Here is a 20371-nt window from a genome sequence, read left to right on the forward strand (position 1 = left end):
GAACAAGGAGTTAGTGTGAACAAAGCATTGAAAGTCGCGGGTCTGAGTATTGCTCTGATGGCTGCCGGCATGGGTTCCGCCCTGGCTGACACCAAGATTGCCGTGGTCGACATGGGCGAAATCTTCCAGAAGCTGCCCCAGCGTGAAGCCGTCTCCCAGAAGTTGAAGGGCGAGTTCGAGCCGCGCATGCGCGAGCTGCAAAAGCTGGAGCAGGAAGGCCAGACGCTGGTCGAGAAGTTCAAGAAGGACGAAGCCTTCATGAGCGCCCAGCAGAAGAAGCAGAACCAGGAGAAACTGGCCAAGCTGCAGATGGAATTCAACCAGAAGCGTCAGGCGTTCGAGCAGGATAACGGCCGTCGTCAGGCGGAAGAGCGCAACAAGATCCTGACCAAGGTCAAGGCCGCAATCGATTCCATCGCCAAGAGCAATGGTTACGATCTGGTGCTGGAGCGCAACGCCGCCCCTTACGCCGCCAGCAAGCTGGACATCTCCGGCCAGGTCATCTCCCAGGTCAGCAAGAGCAACTAATTGATGGTATTCACTCTCGCACAGCTGGCCCAGCAACTGGGGGCCGAGGTTCATGGGGACGAAAACCTGGAAATTCGCAAGGTAGCGACACTGGAGAAGGCCGGGGAGGGGGAGATCACCTTCCTGTCCAACAAGAAGTACCGCGACTATCTGGCGCAGAGCAAGGCGAGTGCCGTGCTCATCACGGAGGCGGATCTGCCGTTTTGCCCCACCAACGCCCTGGTGCTCAAGGATCCCTATGTCGGCTTTGCCCGGGTCGCCCAGTTGCTGGACACCACGCCGCAGCCGGCCACGGATATCCATCCTAGCGCCGTCATCGCCGCCGATGTTCAGCTGGGTGAGAGGGTTGCCATCGGTGCCAATGCGGTCATCGAGTCCGGTGTGGTGCTGGGGGACGATGTGCGCATCGGCCCCGGCTGTTTCGTTGGCAAGGATACCCGGCTGGGCGCCCGCTCCCGTCTGTGGGCCAACGTCACCCTGTACCACAAGGTGACCCTGGGCACCGACTGCCTGGTGCAAGCCGGCACCGTCATCGGGGCCGATGGCTTTGGCTACGCCAACGAGCGTGGCGAATGGATCAAGATCCCCCAGCTGGGCGGTGTCACCATAGGCAATCGGGTCGAAATAGGCGCCTGTACTACCATTGACAGGGGAGCCTTGGAAGACACCCGCATTGCCGACAACGTCATCATCGACAATCAGTGTCAGATCGCCCACAACGTCGAGATCGGCTACGGCACCGCCGTGGCGGGTTCGACCGTGATGGCCGGTAGTCTCAAGGTCGGTAAGTATTGTATTATTGGCGGCGCTTCCGTCTTCAACGGGCATATGGAGATCTGCGACCAGGCCACCGTGACCGGTATGGCCATGGTGATGCGCCCCATTACCGAGCCCGGTGTCTACTCCTCCGGCATCCCCCTGCAAACCAATAAAGAGTGGCGCAAGACCGCCGCCCGGGTGATGCGTATCGACGAGATGCACAAGCGGATAAGCAAGCTTGAGAAGAAACTGGGTGAAGAAGAATAATCACGATAGGGTACTGTTTTGACTACTGAAAAGAAAAGCCTGGGGATCCAGGAAATCATGGATCTGCTGCCGCACCGTTATCCGTTCCTGATGGTGGACAAGGTGGAGCACTACGAGATCAGCGATGAGCGCAAGACGCTGCGCGCCATCAAGAACGTCTCGTTCAACGAACCCATTTTTCAGGGACACTTCCCGGCCAAGCCGGTGTTCCCCGGGGTCTTGATCCTGGAAGCCATGGCCCAGGCCACCGGCATCCTGGCGTTTACCATGGTGGGCAAGCCGTCCCCCAACGAGCTCTACTACTTCGCCTCCATCGACAACGCCCGCTTCAAGCGTCCGGTCGGTCCTGGCGATCAGCTGGTGCTGGACGTGGTCTTCCTGAAGGAGCGCCGCGGCATCGCCAAGTTTACCGGTGTGGCCACCGTCGATGGCGAGGTGGTCTGTACCGCCGAGCTGATGTGTGCCAAACGCGAGGTGTAATAGTGATCGATTCGACAGCCATGATTCACGATACCGCCATCGTCCATGAGTCTGCCGTGATCGGGAAAGGGGTTGAAATCGGCCCCTTTACCGTCATTGGCGCCGAAGTGGAGATCGGCGACGACACCTGGGTAGGATCCCATGTGGTGATCAAGGGCCCGACCAGGATTGGCCGTGGCAACAAGTTCTTCCAGCACACCTCCATCGGTGAGGATTGCCAGGACAAGAAATACGCCGGCGAGCGCACCTTCCTCGAGATAGGTGACAACAACGTGTTTCGCGAGAACTGCACCGTGCACCGTGGCACCACCCAGGACCAGAGCCTGACCAAGGTGGGCAGCGGCAACCTCTTCATGGTCAACGTTCACGTGGCCCATGACTGCATCATCGGTGACAACTGCATCTTCGCCAACAACGCCACCCTGGCGGGACACGTGGTGATCGGCGATTTCGTCATCTTCGGCGGCCTCTCCGCCATTCACCAGTTCGGCCGGGTCGGCTCCCACGCCTTCGTCGGTGGCTGCGCCGCCCTGAACAAGGACGTGCCGCCCTACGTGATGGCTGCCGGCAACTATGCCAAGCCGTTCGGGGTCAACTCCGAAGGCCTGCGTCGCCGTGGCTATAGCCCTGAGGCCATCTCCGCAGTCAAGCGCGCCTACAAGGAGATCTTCCGCTCCGGCAAGACCATCGAAGAGGTGCTGCCTGTGCTGACCGAGATGGCGGCCACCGAGCCGGCCGTCCAGCTCTATGTGGATTTCCTCAAGGACAACGAGCGTGGCATCATCCGTGCCTGATCCCATGCGCATCGGCATCGTTGCCGGAGAGACCTCCGGCGACATCCTGGCCGCCGGCCTGGTGCGCGAGCTCAAGGCCCGCTACCCGGACGCGCAGTTTGAAGGGATTGCCGGGCCGCGCATGCAGGCGCTCGGGGTCAAGGCCCTGTTCGAGATGGAAGAGCTCTCCGTCATGGGGATCAGCGAGGTGCTGGGCCGACTGCCGCGCATCCTCCAGGTGCGCCGCGAGCTGCTGCGCCACTTCATCGCCAATCCGCCCGATATCTTCGTCGGGGTGGATGCACCGGATTTCAACATCGGGGTGGAGCTGAAACTGCGCCGCGCCGGTATCAAGACGGTCCACTATGTCAGCCCCTCGGTCTGGGCCTGGCGTCAGGGCCGCATTCACAAGATCAAGGCGGCCACCGACATGGTGCTCGCCTTCCTGCCGTTCGAGAAAGCCTTCTACGACCGCTTCGACGCCCCCTGTCGCTTCGTCGGCCACACCATGGCGGACGACATTCCCCTGGTGCCGGATCAAGGGACGGTGCGCGAGGCCCTCGGCATCGATCCCGCCCGTCGTTGGCTGGCTGTGCTGCCGGGCAGCCGCACGGCGGAAGTGGGCTTCATGGCGCCGGTCTTCCTCGAGGCGTGCAAGCACCTGACGGTGCACAACCCGGATCTCGGCTTCATCGTGCCTCTGGTCAACCAGAAGCGGCGTGAGCAGTTTCTCGCCATCAAGGCCGAGGTGGCCCCGGATCTCGACATGGTGCTGCTGGATGGCCAGGGCCGGGAGGCCATGATCGCCGCCGACGTGGTGATGCTCGCCTCCGGCACCGCGGCGCTGGAAGCCATGCTGGTGAAAAAGCCCATGGTGGTGGGTTACAAGCTCAAACCCTTCAGCTACCTGCTGGCCCAGTGGCTGGTGAAGACGGAGTATGTCTCCCTGCCTAACCTGCTGGCGGACAAGATGCTGGTGCCCGAGCTCATCCAGCACGAATGCACCCCGGAGAACCTGGTGGAGGAGGTGTGCAAGCTGCTGGACCATGACAACAGCGAGCTCATCGCCACCTTCACCCGGTTGCACGAGAAGATCCGCTGCAATGCCGATGTGCAGGCAGCGGAAGCGGTCGCCGCGCTGCTGGAACGCTAGTGGGGTCTGCCTGTGTGTCAGGCGTGATGTTGTGCTGATACTGGCCCTGCGGGGCCGGTTTTGATTCAAGGCTATGAGATGACGATCGATATTCCCGAAGACAAGCTGATTGCCGGTGTGGACGAGGTGGGTCGCGGCCCCCTGGTGGGGGACGTGGTCACCGCCGCGGTGATCCTGGATCCCGCCAATCCCATCCTTGGCCTCGCCGACTCCAAGAAGCTCTCCGAGAAGAAGCGGCTCGCCCTGTACGGCGAGATCAAGGAAAAGGCCCTGGCCTGGGCCATCGGCCGCGCCAGCCCGGTGGAGATCGACGAACTCAACATACTGCACGCCACCATGCTGGCGATGCAGCGCGCCGTGGCGGGGCTGGCGGTGACGCCGGAGCTGGTGTTCATCGACGGCAACCGCTGCCCGGCTCTGCCGATGGAGGCCCGCGCCGTGGTCAAGGGGGACAGCCTGGTGGCCGCCATCAGCGCCGCCTCGATCCTGGCCAAGGTGACCCGGGACGCCGAGATGACCGAACTGGATGGCCGCCATCCCGAGTACGGTTTCGCCCGCCACAAGGGCTACCCGACCGCGGAGCACCTTGCCATCTTGGTCGAACGCGGCCCCCTGCCCGAGTATCGGCAGAGCTTCAAGCCGGTGCGCCGGGCGCTCGGGCAGGAGTGAGCCGGCCCCTCACTCATGATGCAATTGACTCTCTCTTCAGCCAACCCAAGAGGTGACCATGGCCGAGCCTAGCTTTATCCATCTGCGCGTGCATTCCGATTTCTCCATGGTCGACGGACTGCAGAAGATAGGCCCCATCGTGGCAGCCGCCGCCGCCGATGGCCAGGGCGCCCTGGCCCTGACCGATCAGGTCAACATGTGCGGCCTGGTGCGCTTCTACGGCACGGCCCACGGCAAGGGGATCAAGCCCATCGTCGGGGCCGACTTCTGGGTGCAGAGCAGCGATCTCGGCGACGAGCTGTTTCGCCTCACCCTGCTGGCCATGGACAACGAGGGCTACCAGAACATCACCCTGCTCATCTCCCGGGCCTATCAGCGCGGTCATGTCCAGGACAAGCCCGTCATCGACAAGGCCTGGCTTGGCGAGCACGCCAAGGGGGTGATAGTGCTGTCCGGCGGGCGCGAGGGTGACGTGGGCAAGTTCCTGCTCAAGGGCAACCGGCAGATGACGGAGACCTGTCTCGCCTTCTACCAGACCCATTTCCCCGATGCCTATTACCTGGAGCTGCTGCGCACCGAGCGCCCGGATGAGGAGGTCTACCTGCACATGGCGGTGGCGATTGCCACCGAGTTCGACCTGCCGGTGGTGGCCACCAACGAGGTGGTGTTCCTCGAGGCCGAAGACTTCGATGCCCACGAGATCCGGGTCGCCATCCACGACGGCTACACCCTGGCGGACAAGCGCCGGCCGCGCAACTACAGCCCCAAGCAGTATCTGCGCAGCCAGGCCGAGATGGCCGAGCTGTTCGCCGACATCCCGGAGGCGTTGGCGAACACGGTGGAGATCGCCAAGCGCTGCAACGTGACGGTGCGCCTGGGCGAATACTTCCTGCCCAACTTCCCCACCGGCGACATGACCACCGAAGAGTTCCTGGTGATGAAGTCCAAGGAGGGGCTGGAGGATCGGCTCGCCTTCCTGTTCCCGGACCCAGAGGTGCGCGCCACCAAGCGCGGCGAGTACGACGAGCGCCTCGACATAGAGCTCAAGGTGATCAACCAGATGGGCTTCCCGGGTTACTTCCTCATCGTGATGGAGTTTATCCAGTGGTCCAAGGACAACGGCATTCCGGTGGGGCCGGGTCGGGGCTCGGGGGCGGGCTCCCTGGTGGCCTACGCCCTCAAGATCACCGATCTGGATCCGCTGGAGTTTGATCTCCTGTTCGAACGCTTCCTGAACCCGGAGCGGGTCTCCATGCCCGACTTCGACGTCGATTTCTGCATGGACAGGCGCGACGAGGTGATCGACCACGTGGCCGACATGTATGGCCGGGATGCGGTGTCCCAGATCATCACCTTCGGCAGCATGGCGGCCAAGGCGGTGGTGCGGGACGTAGGCCGGGTGCTGGGTCACCCCTACGGCTTCGTGGATCGCATCTCCAAACTCATTCCGCCGGATCCGGGCATGACGCTGGCCAAGGCGTTCGAGGCCGAGCCCAAGCTGCCGGAACTCTACGAGCAGGACGAGGAGGTCAAAGACCTCATCGACATGGCGCGCCGGCTGGAGGGGATCACCCGCAACGCCGGCAAGCACGCCGGTGGCGTGGTGATCGCCCCCACCAAGATCACCGATTTTGCGCCCCTCTATTGCGACAGTGAGGGCCAGCACCCGGTCACCCAGTTTGACAAGAACGACGTGGAGTACGCGGGCCTGGTCAAGTTCGACTTCCTGGGGCTGCGAACGCTGACCATCATCGACTGGGCGCTGGGCATGATCAACCCGCGCCTTGCCAAGGAGGGCAAGCCGCCGGTCGACATCGCCGCCATCCCCATCGACGACAAGAAGTCGTTCGATCTGTTGCAGCGCTTCGAGACCACGGCAGTGTTCCAGCTCGAATCCCGCGGCATGAAGGATCTGATCAAGCGGCTGCAGCCAGACTGCTTCGAAGACATGATCGCCCTGGTGGCCCTGTTTCGTCCGGGCCCGCTCCAGTCCGGCATGGTGGACAACTTCATCGAGCGAAAGCACGGTAAAGAAGCCATCTCCTACCCGGACGAGAAGTGGCAGCACGAGAGCCTCAAACCCATACTGGAGCCCACCTACGGCATCATCCTCTATCAGGAGCAGGTGATGCAGATAGCCCAGACCCTGGCGGGCTACACCCTGGGTGGGGCGGACATGCTGCGCCGGGCCATGGGCAAGAAGAAACCCGAGGAGATGGCCAAGCAGCGGGCCGGCTTCGAGGAGGGGGCGGTCAAGAACGGCGTCGACGGCGAGCTGGCGATGAAGATCTTCGATCTGGTGGAGAAATTCGCCGGTTACGGCTTCAACAAGTCCCACTCCGCCGCCTATGCCCTGGTCTCCTACCAGACCCTCTGGCTCAAGACCCACTTCCCGGCCGAGTTCATGGCGGCGGTGATGACCGCCGACATGGACAACACCGACAAGATAGTGACGCTAGTGGACGAGTGTCAGCGCATGGGGCTCACCGTGATACCGCCGGACGTGAACACGGGCCGCTACCGCTTCAGCGTCAACGAGGACGGCCACATCGTCTATGGCATAGGCGCGGTGAAGGGGGTGGGGGAAGGGCCCATCGACGCCATCCTCAGCGCCCGGGATCAGGACGGCCCCTTCCGGGATCTGTTCGATTTCTGCAACCGGGTCGACATCAAGAAGATCAACAAGCGGGTGATGGAGAAACTCATCTACTCCGGCGCCATGGACCGGCTCGGCCCCCACCGCGCCGCCCTGATGGCGACCCTGGAAGAAGCCATGCGCGCCGCCGAGCAGCATGCCAAGGCCCAGGCGTTCGGCCAGGTGGACATGTTCGGGGTGCTGACCCAGGAGATAGATGACGTCAAGAAGGCATTCGCCAACGTGCCCCACTGGCCCGACAAGGTCTGGCTGGAGGGGGAGCGCGAGACCCTCGGCCTTTACCTGACCGGTCACCCCATCAACCAGTACAGCGGCGAGTTGCGGCGCTACACCTCGGGGCGGCTGTGCGACCTGCACCCCACCTCCCGCGATACGGTCACCACGGCGGCCGGGCTGGTGATCGCGGCACGCAGCATGGTGACCAAGCGCGGCAACAAGATGGGGATCTTCACCCTGGACGACAGATCCGGGCGTCTGGACGTGACCCTGTTCAGCGAAGCGCTGGAAAAGTACGAAGAATTGATGCAAAAAGACCGTATTTTGGTGGTTTCTGGACAGGTCAGCTTTGATGACTTCTCCGGTGGCCTTAAAATGTCGGCCCGTGAAGTACTGGATATCAATGATGCGAGGGAACGATTCGCCAGAGCGATCCGCATTTTCCTCGACGAACAACGGATAGATGAACGCTTTTTTCAGCGTTTTAACGAGATTTTGGAACCCGCCCGTGCCGGAGTCTGTCCGGTTCAGGTACACTATCGGCGCCCCGGCTCCCGGGTGCGACTGACCCTTGGTACCGAGTGGCGGGTGACGCCCACCGATCAACTGATAGATGACTTGCGCGTCCTGCTGGGACGAGAGCGGGTGGAATTGGTTTTTGATTAGAGGATCTATAGGCCCTATGAGTCTTTTTCTGGATTTTGAACAGCCGATTGCCGAGTTGCAGGCGCAGATCGATGAACTCCGCCATGTGAGTGAGCACAACAGTGCCGTCGATCTCAATGAGGACATTCGTCGGCTGGAGAAGAAAAACGAAGAGCTGACCAAGAAGATCTTCGGCGATCTGGGGGCCTGGCAGGTTTCCCAGATGGCGCGTCATCCTCAGCGTCCCTACACCCTCGACTACATCGAGCAGATCTTCACCGACTTCGACGAGCTGGCCGGCGATCGCGCCTATGCCGATGACAAGGCCATCGTCGGCGGCATCGCCCGTCTGGACGGCGAGCCCGTGATGGTGATTGGTCAGCAGAAGGGTCGCGAGACCAAGGAGAAGATCAAGCGCAACTTCGGCATGCCGCGCCCGGAAGGGTACCGCAAGGCCATGCGCCTGATGGAGATGGCCGAGCGTTTCAAGATGCCGATCATCACCTTCATCGATACCCCGGGTGCCTATCCGGGCGTGGGGGCCGAGGAGCGCGGCCAGTCCGAGGCCATCGCCCGCAACCTGAAAGTCATGGCCGGTCTGACCGTGCCCGTGGTCTGCACCGTGATCGGTGAAGGTGGCTCCGGCGGCGCGCTCGCCATCGGCGTCGGCGATCGGGTCAACATGCTGCAGTACTCCACCTACTCCGTCATCTCGCCGGAAGGGTGCGCCTCCATCCTGTGGAAGAGCGCCGACAAGGCGCCGGTGGCCGCCGATGCCATGGGCATCACCGCCCAGCGCCTGAAGGAGCTCAAGCTCATCGACAGCATCGTCGAGGAGCCCCTCGGCGGCGCCCACCGCGACGTGCCCCTGATGGCCGAGCGCCTCAAGGCCCGCATCAAGCAGGATCTGGATGCCCTGCGACCGCTCGATAGCGAGCAACTGCTGGAGCAGCGCTACCAGCGCCTGCTGGGCTACGGCTACTGCTAAGCCCTCGCCGTCCAGGTGTTGTCGAAGGCCCCCGCCCATGCGGGGGCCTTTTGCATGGGCCGCGTTTGTCCAATGGGCCGGTTCGGACGTGAATCATGGCGCTGGCTTCTGATCTGGCCCTCTGTCAGCCGGAGTCACAGAGGGGATCGGCCCGGCTTCGCCCTTTGTACGCCAGCGTACAGACGGGGAGAAGGAACAGGCATAGCCTGAGCATTTAAGATATGAATTTACTACCAGTGTCTCTGCCAGATTGCACCCTGTGCCACCGCCTGTTGAGCGGTTTGACAGGAGGCAATGGCCATGTACTCGTCTGTGTACCCGGCTCATTGGTCTCTTTCACCCTAGCTGGAGTCGAACTCGCTATGAAAGCTCTCAATCGCATTATCAAGACCGCTGCCGCCATGGTATTGCTATCCGCAGTGGTGGTTGGCTGTGGATCCACGGCCAACCAGGAAGGGACGGGGGAGTATTTTGATGACTCCGTCGTGACGACGAAAGTCATGGCCGCCATCTTCTCCGACCCCGAGCTTAAATCCTCCGAGATCAGCGTGGAGACCTTTAAAGGAGTGGTGCAACTGAGTGGTTTCGTTCGCTCCGAGGCGAGTATCTCCAGGGCCGGTGCGGTGGCGAGGGAGGTCGATGGCGTCACCTCGGTCAAGAATGACCTGCGCCTGAAATGACCCGGGGATAAAGGTGGCGGGGGAATAATATGGCCAAGGCATTACTCACCGTCAGGGTGGGATCCCCCGCTGAAGCCCCGTTTGAGCCGCTGCATGAATGGGGAAAAAGCGCCTGCCTCTGGGCAGGAAACAGTCGGCGGCGCCGATGAGGATCGGCAAAAGTGCGCACATAACAGCATTGTCACAGCTCGTTTTGCCATGAAACCAATAGCACCCCCAGGCCAGATTGATTCGGCCCGGGGGTTTTTATTGCGTTAGAAGATCAGTATCAGCAACCAGCTGATGAAAAAGCCGATGACGACTGCCAGAGCAATACTTCCCACCGGGTTGTGATTGATGTGAGTGCGGAGTTTCTTGAGGTAGGTGACCCTCGCCTCTTTCAAATCCCGCCCCTTCTCGTTGAAGGTGCTGGCGGTGGAATTAGCGGCCTCGGCCAGCTTGTCCACCACCTCATGGGTGTTCTGGGTCATGTGCGCCACTGTGGGGTTGATGCTGGCACCGCTCGCCTCTTTCGATTTCGCCGCCGAAGCGGTTGCCCCGTCACTCTTGGTGAGAGGGGCACTCTTGTCAGGTGTATTCATCATATTGCTCCGTATTCGGTCTCTGTGATTGCCGGGGGACGTTGACAGGTGTGGCGTGGGGGCCTCTTCATTCAGTTACAGGCGAACAGGACGTTAACCATGGCGGCCATGCATATATCGCTGAATGATGTCTGACAGCCTATTCTGATTTGTGGCAGCCAATACCCGTGCCATGACGCCCAGTGTTTATGATGGATGAGCGTTATAGGAATATGAGCCATTCAGAGTATGGTGTCGGTACGTTAGGGCACATAGGTGCCGATGATTGCGAATGAAAATAGCGGCTCCCAGACGCCCTGTTATGTCTGCTGATATGGCGCTGCGCCGGAGATGTCACTCTCGCCATGGCGGGATAGGCGGGAGTGATGAATAGCGGCGGGTGGCATGTCAGTGTTTAGCCCAGCGTGGAGAACGAGATATGTCTGAACATCACCCGCAACTGAATCATCTGCTGGCAGCCTTGCCGCCCGAAGTCTATTCGCGCCTCTTGCCCCATCTGGAATATATCGAACTCCCGCTCGGGAAGGTCTTGTATGAATCTGGTGATGCCCTGCGCCATGTCTATTTCCCCATCGACTGCATCGTCTCCCTGCTCTATGTGATGAAGAATGGCGCCTCGGCGGAGATCTCCGTGGTGGGTAACGAGGGGCTGATCGGGGTAGCCCTGTTCATGGGGGGCGAAAGCACCACCAGCCGCGCCCTGGTGCAGAGTGCAGGCCATGCCTATCGCCTGAAGGGGCAGTTGCTGAAGACCGAATTCAACCTCCATGGCGACATGCTCCACCTGGTGCTGCGCTACACCCAGGCGCTCTTGACCCAGATGGCCCAGACGGCGGTGTGCAATCGTCACCACTCCATCGATCAGCAGCTCTGCCGCTGGCTGCTGCTCTCCCTCGACAGGCTCTCTGGCGACAAGCTCTCCATGACCCAGGAGCTGATCGCCAACATGCTGGGGGTTCGGCGTGAAGGGGTGACGGAGGCGGCGAGCAAGCTGCAAAAACTGGGGGTGATCGAGTACCGCCGTGGTCACATCACAGTGCTGGACAGGCCCAGGCTGGAGCAGCTCTGCTGCGAATGCTATGGGGTGGTGAAGGCCGAGACGGACCGGCTGCTGCCCTATCTGTCCAAGCCCTGATCTGGTTTCCCTCACTCCCCCAGGATGATCTCGACCCTGTGCTGACCATGGAGGGGCACCCGCAGCGGATAGCCACGGGGGGGCTGGAGCACGCCATCGAGTCGCACCGTGCCTGCCGCCTGCTCGCACAGGGGCTCGGCGCTCACCTCTATGATGATCTGGCACTCCGCCAGGGCGATCTCCACCCTGTATCCCGGCCAGTGGGTCGGCAGGGCGGGGTCGATGAGCAGCCACTCCCCCTCGCGACGGATCCCCAAGATGCCCTCCAGTCCCGCTTGGTACATCCAGCCAGCCGCCCCCGTGTACCAGGTCCAGCCACCCCGCCCGGTGTGCGGCGCGACCGAGTAGATGTCCGCCGCCATGACATAGGGCTCCACCTTGTAGCGCTCGACCGCCGCCGGATCCCGGGCGTGGTGGATGGGGTTGAGCAGGTTGAAGAGCCCATGGGCCTTGTCTGCCTCCCCCAGGCGGGCGAAGGCCAGGATGGCCCAGACGGCGGCATGGGTGTACTGGCCGCCATTCTCGCGAAGCCCGGGGGGATAGCCGCGAATGTAGCCCGGATCCTGGGTCAGGGTATCGAATGGGGGGCGAAACAGCAGGCAGAGGCCCTCATCGTCGCGGATGAGATGGTGCGCCAGGGATTGCATGGCCATCCTGGCCCGGACCGGGTCGGCGGCGCCCGAGAGGACGGCCCAGGATTGGGCGATGGCATCTATCTGGCACTCATGACTCTCATTTGACCCCAACCAGCTGCCGTCGTCGAAGGTGGCCCGGCGATACCAGGCGCCATCCCAGGCGGTTTGTTCCAGGGCGGCGCCGACCCGCTCGGCATGGGCCAGCCAGCGCTCGGCGCGGTCGTCGTGACGGGCCCGGGCCAGGGGGGCGAACAGCGCTATGGTGCGCAGCAGCAACCAGCCGAGCCAGACGCTCTCGCCCTTGCCGCCACTGCCGACCCGGTTCATGCCATCGTTCCAGTCCCCCGACCCCATGAGCGGCAGCCCCAGGCTGCCGGTGAGCGCCATGGCCTGATCCAGGGCGCGGGCACAGTGCTCATAGAGGGAGGCGACCTCCTCGCCGACCTGGGGCAGGAAGAAGGCATCCTGCTGATCCGGCCCAAGGGGCGGACCATCCAGGAAGGGGATCCTCTCCTCGAGGATGCCGTCATCGGCGCTGCTGCGCACATAGGTGGCCGTGGCGAGGGCCAGCCAGACCCTGTCATCCGAGATGCGGGTGCGCACCCCCAGGCCGGAGTGCGGCAGCCACCAGTGCTGCATGTCCCCCTCCACAAACTGGCGAGCCGCCGCCCGCAGCAGATGTTGCCGGGTCGCCTCGGGAGCGGCGAATCCCAGGGCCATGCCGTCTTGCAGCTGATCGCGAAAACCATAGGCCCCGCCCGCCTGATAAAAGGCGGAGCGGGCCCAGATCCGGCAGGCCAGGGTCTGATAGAGCAGCCAGCCGTTGAGCATGATGTCCATGGCCCTGTCCGGCGTCTTGACCTGCACGGCGCCGAGCAGCCCCCGCCATTGGCCTTCGACCTGCTCCAGTACCTCATCGAGATCCTGGCGATAGCGCAGTATGAGCTCAGCGGCCTGCTCGGCCGAGGCCCCCTGGCCGAGCAGCACCAGGATCTCCAGCCGCTGGCCAGGGGCCAGCTCGACGTGAGTCTGCAGCGCCGAGCAAGGATCCATGCCAGCCCCGGTGCTGCCGGACAGGGGATGATCACCAAGCAGCGCCGCCGGGGCGGCGAGCTGGCCCTGGTACCCGATAAATTCGCTGCGATCCCCGGTCCAGCTGGTCTGCCGGCCGCCAAGGTCGAGGAAGGCCACCCGCTCGGGGAAGGCCCCGTTCCAGGGATTGCGGGCCAGCATGGCCCCGGTCCGCTCGTCGATCCGGGTGGTGATGAAGGGGGCGCTGACCGCGCGGGATGGACCCAGCACCCACTCCGCATAGCAGGTGATGGCGAGTCGGCGGGGCGTGTTGGTCAGGTTGTGCAGCGTCAGGCGGGAGATCTTGACGGGATCCGCCACCGGCACGTATTGCAGCAGCTCGCTGTGGATGCCGTGGGCCTGGTGCTCGAAGCGGCTGTAGCCAAAGCCATGGCGGGCGACATACTGGCCCCCGTCGCGGATGGGCTGGGCGGTGGGGCTCCACAGCGCCCGGGTCTCTTCATCGCGAATGTATATGGCCTCGCCGACCGGGTCGGTCACCGGATCATTGGACCAGGGGGTCAGCTGATTCTCCTTGCTGTTGTCGGCCCAGGTGTAACCACTGCCCTGGGCAGAGGCCTGGAAGCCAAAGCCGGGGTTGGCAATCACGTTGAGCCAGGGGGCCGGGGTGGTCTGCTCGCCGCTGAGCAGGGTGACGTATTCGCGCCCCTCCCTGGCAAATCCCCCCAGGCCGTTGAAGCACTCCAGCTCGGGGTGATGGGCATGCTTGATGGCGCCGGCGTGGCGCGCTCTGGGGGGCGCCGCCAATGGGGCGTGCTGGGGGGGCTCCTTGAGGCGGGCGAGCTGCTCTTGCAGGGTGCCGCGGCGCGCTGTCAGCACGACGCGGGCCGCGGCGTACAGCAGCTCGCACAGCTCGCCGCTCATCAGGTCTCGGCGCACCGTGTAGACGGATCCCTGGGCCAGCTCGGAGTGGAAGCGCGGCCGGGACTGGCTGCCGCGCACGGCGGTGTCGATGCCGTTTTGCAGATCCTGCACATAGGTGGAGGCGTGCTCGTTCATGATCACCAGATCCACCGCCAGGCGCTTCATCCTCAGATACTCGTGGGCCAGCAGCAGTTCATGCACCTGGGCCAGATCCTCCACATCGTCGATGCGCAGCAGCATGATGGGCAGATCCCCCGAGATGGACTGTTGCCAGAGGGCCGATTGCCGCATCAGTCCCTCGCCGATGGTGCGGGAGGGGGCGCGAAACCTGGCATCGGCATAGAGCAGGGGGGCGGCCAGCCGCTGGAAGTTGGCTCCGTCTGAGGGCTGGATGTTGAGGTGGTGCAACTGCACCTGGGCCTGAGTCCAGGCCAGCGTCTTGGCCCGCTGAAAGGCGTGGCGGTTGTGGTGCTGATCGATGAGATCGAGCAGCGCCGGCCGTGAGGAGGCCACCAGGGTCCAGAAGGCGACATGGGTGCTGCCGCCGGGCAGAACCTGGACCCGCTGGCGCAGGGAGAAGATGGGGTCAAGCACGGTGCCCGTGGTGTTGGAGAGGGGCACCTTGGGCTGCAAGGCGTGGGCACTGGCCAGGGTGCGGCCCTGACCGATGAATCGCGCCCTGTCGGATTCATATTGCAGGGGACCGTCCGCCTGCTCCTCGACCATGATGAAGTGGGCGGCCCAGATCGCCTCCTCCTCGGGGGCTCTGGGCCGCCGGGTGGCGATCAGGGCCCCCAACTCGGCCAGGTATTCGGTGACCACAAAGAGTTTGCTGAAGGCCGGGTGGGCCCGATCCGCTTCCGGCGTGGTCAGCACCACCTCGGCATAGGAGGTGAGCTCGATGCGGCGCAGGCTGCGGCCACGGTTGCTCAGGGAGATGCGCCGCACTTCCCCGTCCGTCTCACCGGAGACCAGCACCTCCAGGGTGGTGGTCAGGCGATCCTGATGATGAATGAACTGGGCGCGATCCTCGGCGAAAATCACCTCCCCCTTCGGATCCGAGCTGCCCAGCGGGTGAGCGCTGGGGGACCAGGTCTCGCCGCTCTGGAGATCATGGAGGAAGAGGAAGGAGCCCCAGTGATCCCGGGTGGCGTCCTCCTGCCAGCGGGTGATGGCGATGTTGCCCCAGCGGCTGTAACCCGCCCCCGCCCCGGTGACCATGACGCTGTAGCGGCCATTGGAGAGCAGGTGGGTGACCGGTGCCCCCTGTCTGGACGCCGGCAGGCGGCGCACCGAACTCACCTCGAACCCGCTCTGGGTGAGGGAGGCCTTTATCTCGGCGGCGTGGGGCCGGACGATGGCCATGTCCTGGGGGATCCGCTCCTGCAGCAGCAGCTCGCAAGCCTGGATGATGGGGTCTTCATGAAAGCGGGCGCGCATCTGCCCCCCGAGCAGGGCATTGGCGAGGGCGACTATGGTCATCCCCTGGTGGTGGGCCATGTAGTTTTGCACGACGGCCACCTGCTGGTTGTCGGGCAGGCGTGAGGGGGTGAAGTCGAGGGCCTCGTAGAAGCCGTAGCGACCGCATCCCCCCATGGCGGCCAGGCGCTGGAAGTTTGCCAGGGCCGCCCCCGGGTTGACCATGGCGGCCAGCCCGGTGGCGTAGGGGGCGACCACCCTGTCCTCGGCCAGGCCGCGCTTGAGGGCGAGCTGGGGGAGACCGACGTTGGAGTACTGGTAGGTGAACTCCATGTCCCTGGCGTTGTAAGCGGACTCGGAGATGCCCCATGGGATGCCGAGGGCACGGCCGTAGTGGATCTGGGCGTCGACGATGAGGCGGTTGGTCTGCTCGAGCTGAGAGCCGATGGGGGCCCGCATCACCAGGGAGGGCATCAGATACTCGAACATGGATCCCGACCAGGAGATGAGGGCGGCACCGGCGCCCAGGGGGGTTGCCGCCCGTCCCAGCCGAAACCAGTGATTGGTGACAACATCTCCCTTGGCGATGGCAAACAGGCTGGCGAGCCTCGCCTCCGAGGCGAGCAGATCATAACAGCTGCCGTCGAGCCGGTTGTCGGAGAGGGAGTAACCGATGGAGAGCAGCTTGCGCTCACCATTGAGCAGGAAGGCGAAATCCATCCCCATGGCGAGACTGCGGGCCTGCAGTGCCAGGGCCTGCAGCCGCCGCTGGCGCATGTCGGGGGCGGCGGCCTGATCCTGCAGGTGCTCGGCCACCACCCGTTTGAGGGCCTCGAGCCAGAAGAGGAGATCGCCCCCCGCCATGGGATCCTCATTCAGACCCATATGGTGTGCCGTGGCGCAGGCCTGCGCCGTCAGCCGGGCGAGCACCGGGAGCAGGTGCGTCGCCGATACCGGGCGGGCGAGCTGGCCACGGATCTCCTTGAGGCAGGCGGCGAGCCCCTGCGCCGGGGCGCCCTCTCCCGTGGCGTAGGCCTGCAATGCCTCTTGCGCCAGGCGACAGGTATCCAGGATGCCGCTGCATATGGCGCCGTCATTTCCTTCTCGCTGCCAGCGCTCGCAGCCGGTGGCCACCACCAGCAGGTGACCGGCCAGGTTGCCGCTGTCCACCGAGGAGACATAGGCCGGCTCCAGGGTGAGCAGACTGCGGGTATCGTACCAGTTGAAGAAGTGACCCCTGAAGCGGGGCAGACGCTGCATCACGGCCAGGGTGTCTTCCAGCCGCTTGAGGGTGGCTCCGCGCCCTGCCCAGCCAAAATCATTGGCCGCCAGGATGGAGAGCAGGTAGAGCCCCATGTTGGTGGGGGAGGTGCGATGGGCGATGACCTCGAGGGGGCTCTCCTGAAAGTTGTCCGGCGGCAGCTGGTTGTCGAGATCGGTGACGAAGGTTTCGAAATAGCGCCAGGTCTGGCGGGCGACCAGACGCAGCGCTGTGGCATCCGCGGGGGGGCAGCGCCTCTGCCTGGTGAGGTAGCGGGGGCGGCTGGTCCAGTACGCCGCCAGGGGGGCCAGCAGCCAGAGCAGGCCGACGGGCAGCACCAGAGGCCAGACGGCGGGGACGCTCAGCAGGGTGAGGGTGCAGACCCCCAGCCCGAGCGCCACCCCGGCCGCCATCAGTCGATAAAACCCGGCGCAGCTCAGGCGCGGCGACCCCGAGCTCTGGGCCGAGGTGGTCCACTCCAGCAGATGGCGGTGGGAGAGGGAGAGGCGAAACAGGGTACGCACTATGGCATCCGTCATGCGCCAGGCCTGATCGGTCAGAAACACCAGGCTGAGCAGGGCCTGCATGAAGGCCCGTTGCAGGTGCTGGCCGACCATGCCGAGGTAGTGGCGCCACAAGATCTCGCGCTTGCGGGGGAGCAGGGTAACGACAAGGGGCAGGAAAATGGGCAGTGCCAGGGTGGCGAGCAGCAAGAGGCTCGCCAGTGCCGCGGCGGCGAGGGGCAGTTGCCAGCCGACCAGCAGGGCCAGCAAGGTGCTCGGCGCCAGCAGGGAGCGGCAGAGGTTGTCAAACATCTTCCAGCGTCCGATGAGGGGCAGGGCCTCCTGCCCGCGCTGGCGCTGGCAGATCCAGGCGAGCAGCTGCCAGTCACCTCGGGTCCAGCGATGCTGGCGCTTGGCGCTGACATCATAGCGGGAGGGAAACTCCTCGACGACTTCGATGTCCGAGGCCAGACCCGCCCGGGCAAAGATCCCCTCGAACAGGTCATGGCTCAGGTGGCGGTTGTCCGGCACCCGTCCGGCCAGGGCGGCGCTGAAGGCATCCACGTCATAGATGCCCTTGCCGGTGAAGGATCCCTCCCCGAACAGATCCTGATAGATGTCGGAGACGGTGGCGGCATAGGGATCCATGCCACCGGGTCCCGAATAGAGCCGCTGATAGTAGGAGCCGTCCTGACCCAGGGGCAGCGAGGGGGTGACCCGGGGCTGCAGTATGCCGTAGCCATGGGTGACGCGCTGGCGCCCCGCATCGAGGTGGGCGTGATTGAGGGGATGGGCCATCTTGCCAATCAGCCGACTGGCGGCATCGCGCGGCAGGCGGGTATCCGCGTCCAGGGTGATGACATAGCGTACTCCCTGGGGGATGGCGGGGGGCTCGCCGTCCATCGCCATGAAGCTGGTATCCGTGGCGCCGCGCAGCAAGCGATTCAGCTCGCAGAGCTTGCCCCGCTTGCGCTCCCATCCCATCCAGCACCCCTCGCCCGGGTTGAACCTGCGGTGGCGATGGAGCAGCCAGAAGCGATCCCCCGAGGGGCCAGGGCCATATTTTTCGTTGAGCCGGGCGATGGCCTGGCGCGCCACCGCCAGCAGGGCTTCATCTCCCGGCTGCCGCTCTTGCTGCGCATCCACACCGTCGCTGAGCAGGGCAAAGCTGAGATCGCCACCCACCCCGGACAGATGATGCACCTCCAGCTGCTCGATCTGGGCCAGCAGCTCGGATGGCGACACCAGCAGGGTCGGCATGACCACCAGGGTGCGTAGCGAGGACGGGATGCCGTGGCTGAGATCCATGGCGGGCAGCGGTCTGGGGACCAGGCGGCAGCTGATGAGGTAGTTGACCAGGGCCAGAGCCACGGCATTGGCCGGCAGGATGGCAAACAGCAGAAAGAGCCAGAGTGGGCCGGGTTCGTCTGGGGAGACCAGCAGGGCGTGGCTCAGGGCCAGCAGCAATAGGGTCAGCAGGGCGATGATGCCGATGTACCCCTGGATGCCGAGCCGGGCATAAAAACGGTGCAGGCGAAGGCGCAGCGGGGGGCGAAAGCCGAGCGCGGCCTCGAGGGCGGGCCGCCCCTCGGCGATCAGGTGATAGCCGGGATCCTCTGCCCTTCGCCGGATCTCGTCCTGCTCCTGCCCGGAAGGGAGCCGGGTCGCGGTCAAGACGCGGGCCGTGACCGCCAGTTCATCCTGGTCGGAGTAGCGGGCCAGCTGCTCTATGGCCTGGCGATAGAGATTGCGGGTGGGGAAGTCCATCTCGGCAAAGCGGCTCTCGGCGCGCAGTCGATGATCCACCAGGCTCATCCCCTCGACGAGCTCGTTCCAGTCCATGCCGGAGATGAGGCGCATGCTGGTGATGACGTTGCGAATGGTGACGTTGGAGGCGCCCTGGCGCTGCTGGGCATGGAGCACCACCTCCTCCACCGACACCCCTTGCCGGGTGAGGCGCGCCTCCAGCCAGCCGAGGGCCGGGGTGGTGTTGGGATCCTGATCCCGCAGCTGCTTGACCAGCTGGGCGGCAAACAGCTCGGAGAGGGGGCCGCTCGCCCGGGAGGCGATGTCCTCGCTCAGCGCCGAATCGGCGCAGCCCTCCACGAGCAGCCGGGTGCAGAGGGCATCGGCATCGGCTCTGATCTGCTGGGCCAGGGTGATCTGCTCCACCAGGCGGCGCAGGTTTTCAATGAGCACGATCCTGAGGGTGATGGGCACGGCCCAGAGCTCCCCTATGGTCAGGGGCTGCACGCGCTGATAGGCGAGGATGAAGCGGCTCAGGATTTCGGCGTCGAAGTGGCTGTCGTTGTGGGCGATGAAGGCCCAGGCGATGCCAAAGACCCTGGGGTAGCCCGCGAAGGGGCCGGCGGCGAGCTTGGGCAACTGACGGTAGTAACCGCCGGGCAGGCTGCTGCGGATCTCGTAGAGCTGGGCCTCCACCAGGTGATAGTTGTCGAGGAACCACTCGGCCGCGTGGGTCAGATCATGACCCAGCTCGAGCTCGGCGGCGCTGCTCCGGTAGGCGCGAGAGAGCACTGCCTCGTTGGCCTTGAGCCGCAGATGCAGGGAGGGCACAGAGATGGGGGTCGCCGTCACCGGCTGCGCCTCGGCCAGGGTAGTGGCATGGAGTTCCAGCCGCTCTATGCCGAACAGCTCTTCACGAATGGGCTCCTTGCTCTGCCAGGGGCCGGTGGGGCTATGCACGCCAAGCCGTCCGGCTAACCACTCATTCATGGGCCCTCTCCTGCTCGTTCAGGGCGGGGGCAGAGCCGCCACTGCATGGCCGTTGGGACATGGGCAATCCTCGCAGGCAAGGGGTGACGGGGCTGCTGTCATCGGCATGCCGGATGAAGTGAAAACCCCGCCCTGGTCACGGGCAAGGGGGGGCTGCCGTTGTGCCGGGGCTATGGGCTCCCGGGCCGGCAACCGCGATGGGTCGCCGCGCCCCCGGCCTGACAAACGCAGGGGAAGGGGGCTGGCAACACTGAGACTATGGGGGAGGGGAAGGGGGCTGTCTGTTCGTTAACGTACATAAGGGGAGGGGCAGTTCACCACGCAGCCTCAG

The 20371-nt window shown here is 64.2% G+C and carries 12 protein-coding genes; 10 read left to right on the forward strand and 2 right to left on the reverse strand.

Features of this window, described 5'->3' with window-relative positions; genetic code table 11:
- Positions 1 to 15 precede the first annotated feature (15 nt).
- The 9 genes from ACLHZ1_RS01670 to ACLHZ1_RS01710 all read left to right on the forward strand — a co-directional run bounded on the left by ACLHZ1_RS01670 (position 16) and on the right by ACLHZ1_RS01710 (position 9814).
- Positions 16 to 528, forward strand: coding sequence for an OmpH family outer membrane protein (locus ACLHZ1_RS01670; protein WP_427260699.1), 513 nt, complete (start codon positions 16 to 18; stop codon positions 526 to 528).
- A gap of 3 nt (positions 529 to 531) precedes the next feature.
- A complete protein-coding gene (gene lpxD / locus ACLHZ1_RS01675; protein ID WP_427260780.1) occupies positions 532 to 1554 on the forward strand; it encodes a UDP-3-O-(3-hydroxymyristoyl)glucosamine N-acyltransferase in 1023 nt (340 codons plus the stop codon).
- Positions 1555 to 1572: 18 nt separating this feature from the next.
- Positions 1573 to 2034 (forward strand): 3-hydroxyacyl-ACP dehydratase FabZ, encoded by a 462-nt coding sequence (gene fabZ, locus ACLHZ1_RS01680; protein ID WP_041993394.1) that lies wholly within the window; start codon positions 1573 to 1575, stop codon positions 2032 to 2034.
- A 2-nt stretch (positions 2035 to 2036) separates the two neighbouring features.
- Positions 2037 to 2828 carry an acyl-ACP--UDP-N-acetylglucosamine O-acyltransferase gene (lpxA, locus tag ACLHZ1_RS01685; RefSeq protein WP_392444124.1) on the forward strand — a complete coding sequence of 264 codons (792 nt, stop codon included), beginning with the start codon at positions 2037 to 2039 and terminating at the stop codon, positions 2826 to 2828.
- Positions 2821 to 3960 carry a lipid-A-disaccharide synthase gene (gene lpxB / locus ACLHZ1_RS01690; RefSeq protein WP_427260781.1) on the forward strand — a complete coding sequence of 380 codons (1140 nt, stop codon included), beginning with the start codon at positions 2821 to 2823 and terminating at the stop codon, positions 3958 to 3960. Before lpxA ends, lpxB begins: the two co-directional genes overlap by 8 nt.
- A 78-nt stretch (positions 3961 to 4038) precedes the next feature.
- Positions 4039 to 4629 (forward strand): ribonuclease HII, encoded by a 591-nt coding sequence (gene rnhB, locus ACLHZ1_RS01695; RefSeq protein WP_427260700.1) that lies wholly within the window; start codon positions 4039 to 4041, stop codon positions 4627 to 4629.
- A gap of 58 nt (positions 4630 to 4687) precedes the next feature.
- Positions 4688 to 8167, forward strand: coding sequence for a DNA polymerase III subunit alpha (dnaE, locus tag ACLHZ1_RS01700; protein WP_427260701.1), 3480 nt, complete (start codon positions 4688 to 4690; stop codon positions 8165 to 8167).
- A gap of 16 nt (positions 8168 to 8183) precedes the next feature.
- The gene (accA, locus tag ACLHZ1_RS01705; protein WP_427260702.1) at positions 8184 to 9134 is read left to right on the forward strand and encodes an acetyl-CoA carboxylase carboxyl transferase subunit alpha; all 951 of its coding nucleotides are present in this window, start codon (positions 8184 to 8186) and stop codon (positions 9132 to 9134) included.
- Between the two features lie 362 nt (positions 9135 to 9496).
- Entirely contained in the window at positions 9497 to 9814 is a 318-nt protein-coding gene (locus ACLHZ1_RS01710) for a BON domain-containing protein (protein WP_427260703.1), read from the forward strand.
- Positions 9815 to 10068: 254 nt separating this feature from the next.
- On the opposite strand, the gene ACLHZ1_RS01715 is transcribed toward ACLHZ1_RS01710, so the two are convergent.
- A complete protein-coding gene (locus ACLHZ1_RS01715; RefSeq protein WP_427260704.1) occupies positions 10069 to 10398 on the reverse strand; it encodes a hypothetical protein in 330 nt (109 codons plus the stop codon).
- A 415-nt stretch (positions 10399 to 10813) separates the two neighbouring features.
- On the opposite strand from ACLHZ1_RS01715, the gene ACLHZ1_RS01720 reads away from it, so the two are divergent.
- Complete coding sequence (locus ACLHZ1_RS01720) at positions 10814 to 11530, forward strand: Crp/Fnr family transcriptional regulator (RefSeq protein WP_408792508.1); 717 nt, start codon at positions 10814 to 10816, stop codon at positions 11528 to 11530.
- Positions 11531 to 11541: 11 nt separating this feature from the next.
- On the opposite strand, the gene ACLHZ1_RS01725 is transcribed toward ACLHZ1_RS01720, so the two are convergent.
- Complete coding sequence (locus ACLHZ1_RS01725) at positions 11542 to 20040, reverse strand: GH36-type glycosyl hydrolase domain-containing protein (RefSeq protein ID WP_427260705.1); 8499 nt, start codon at positions 20038 to 20040, stop codon at positions 11542 to 11544.
- Positions 20041 to 20371: the final 331 nt, after the last annotated feature.

Origin of the sequence: Aeromonas sobria (genome assembly GCF_050266975.1) — a bacterium.
GTDB classification, from domain to species: domain Bacteria; phylum Pseudomonadota; class Gammaproteobacteria; order Enterobacterales; family Aeromonadaceae; genus Aeromonas; species Aeromonas sobria_B.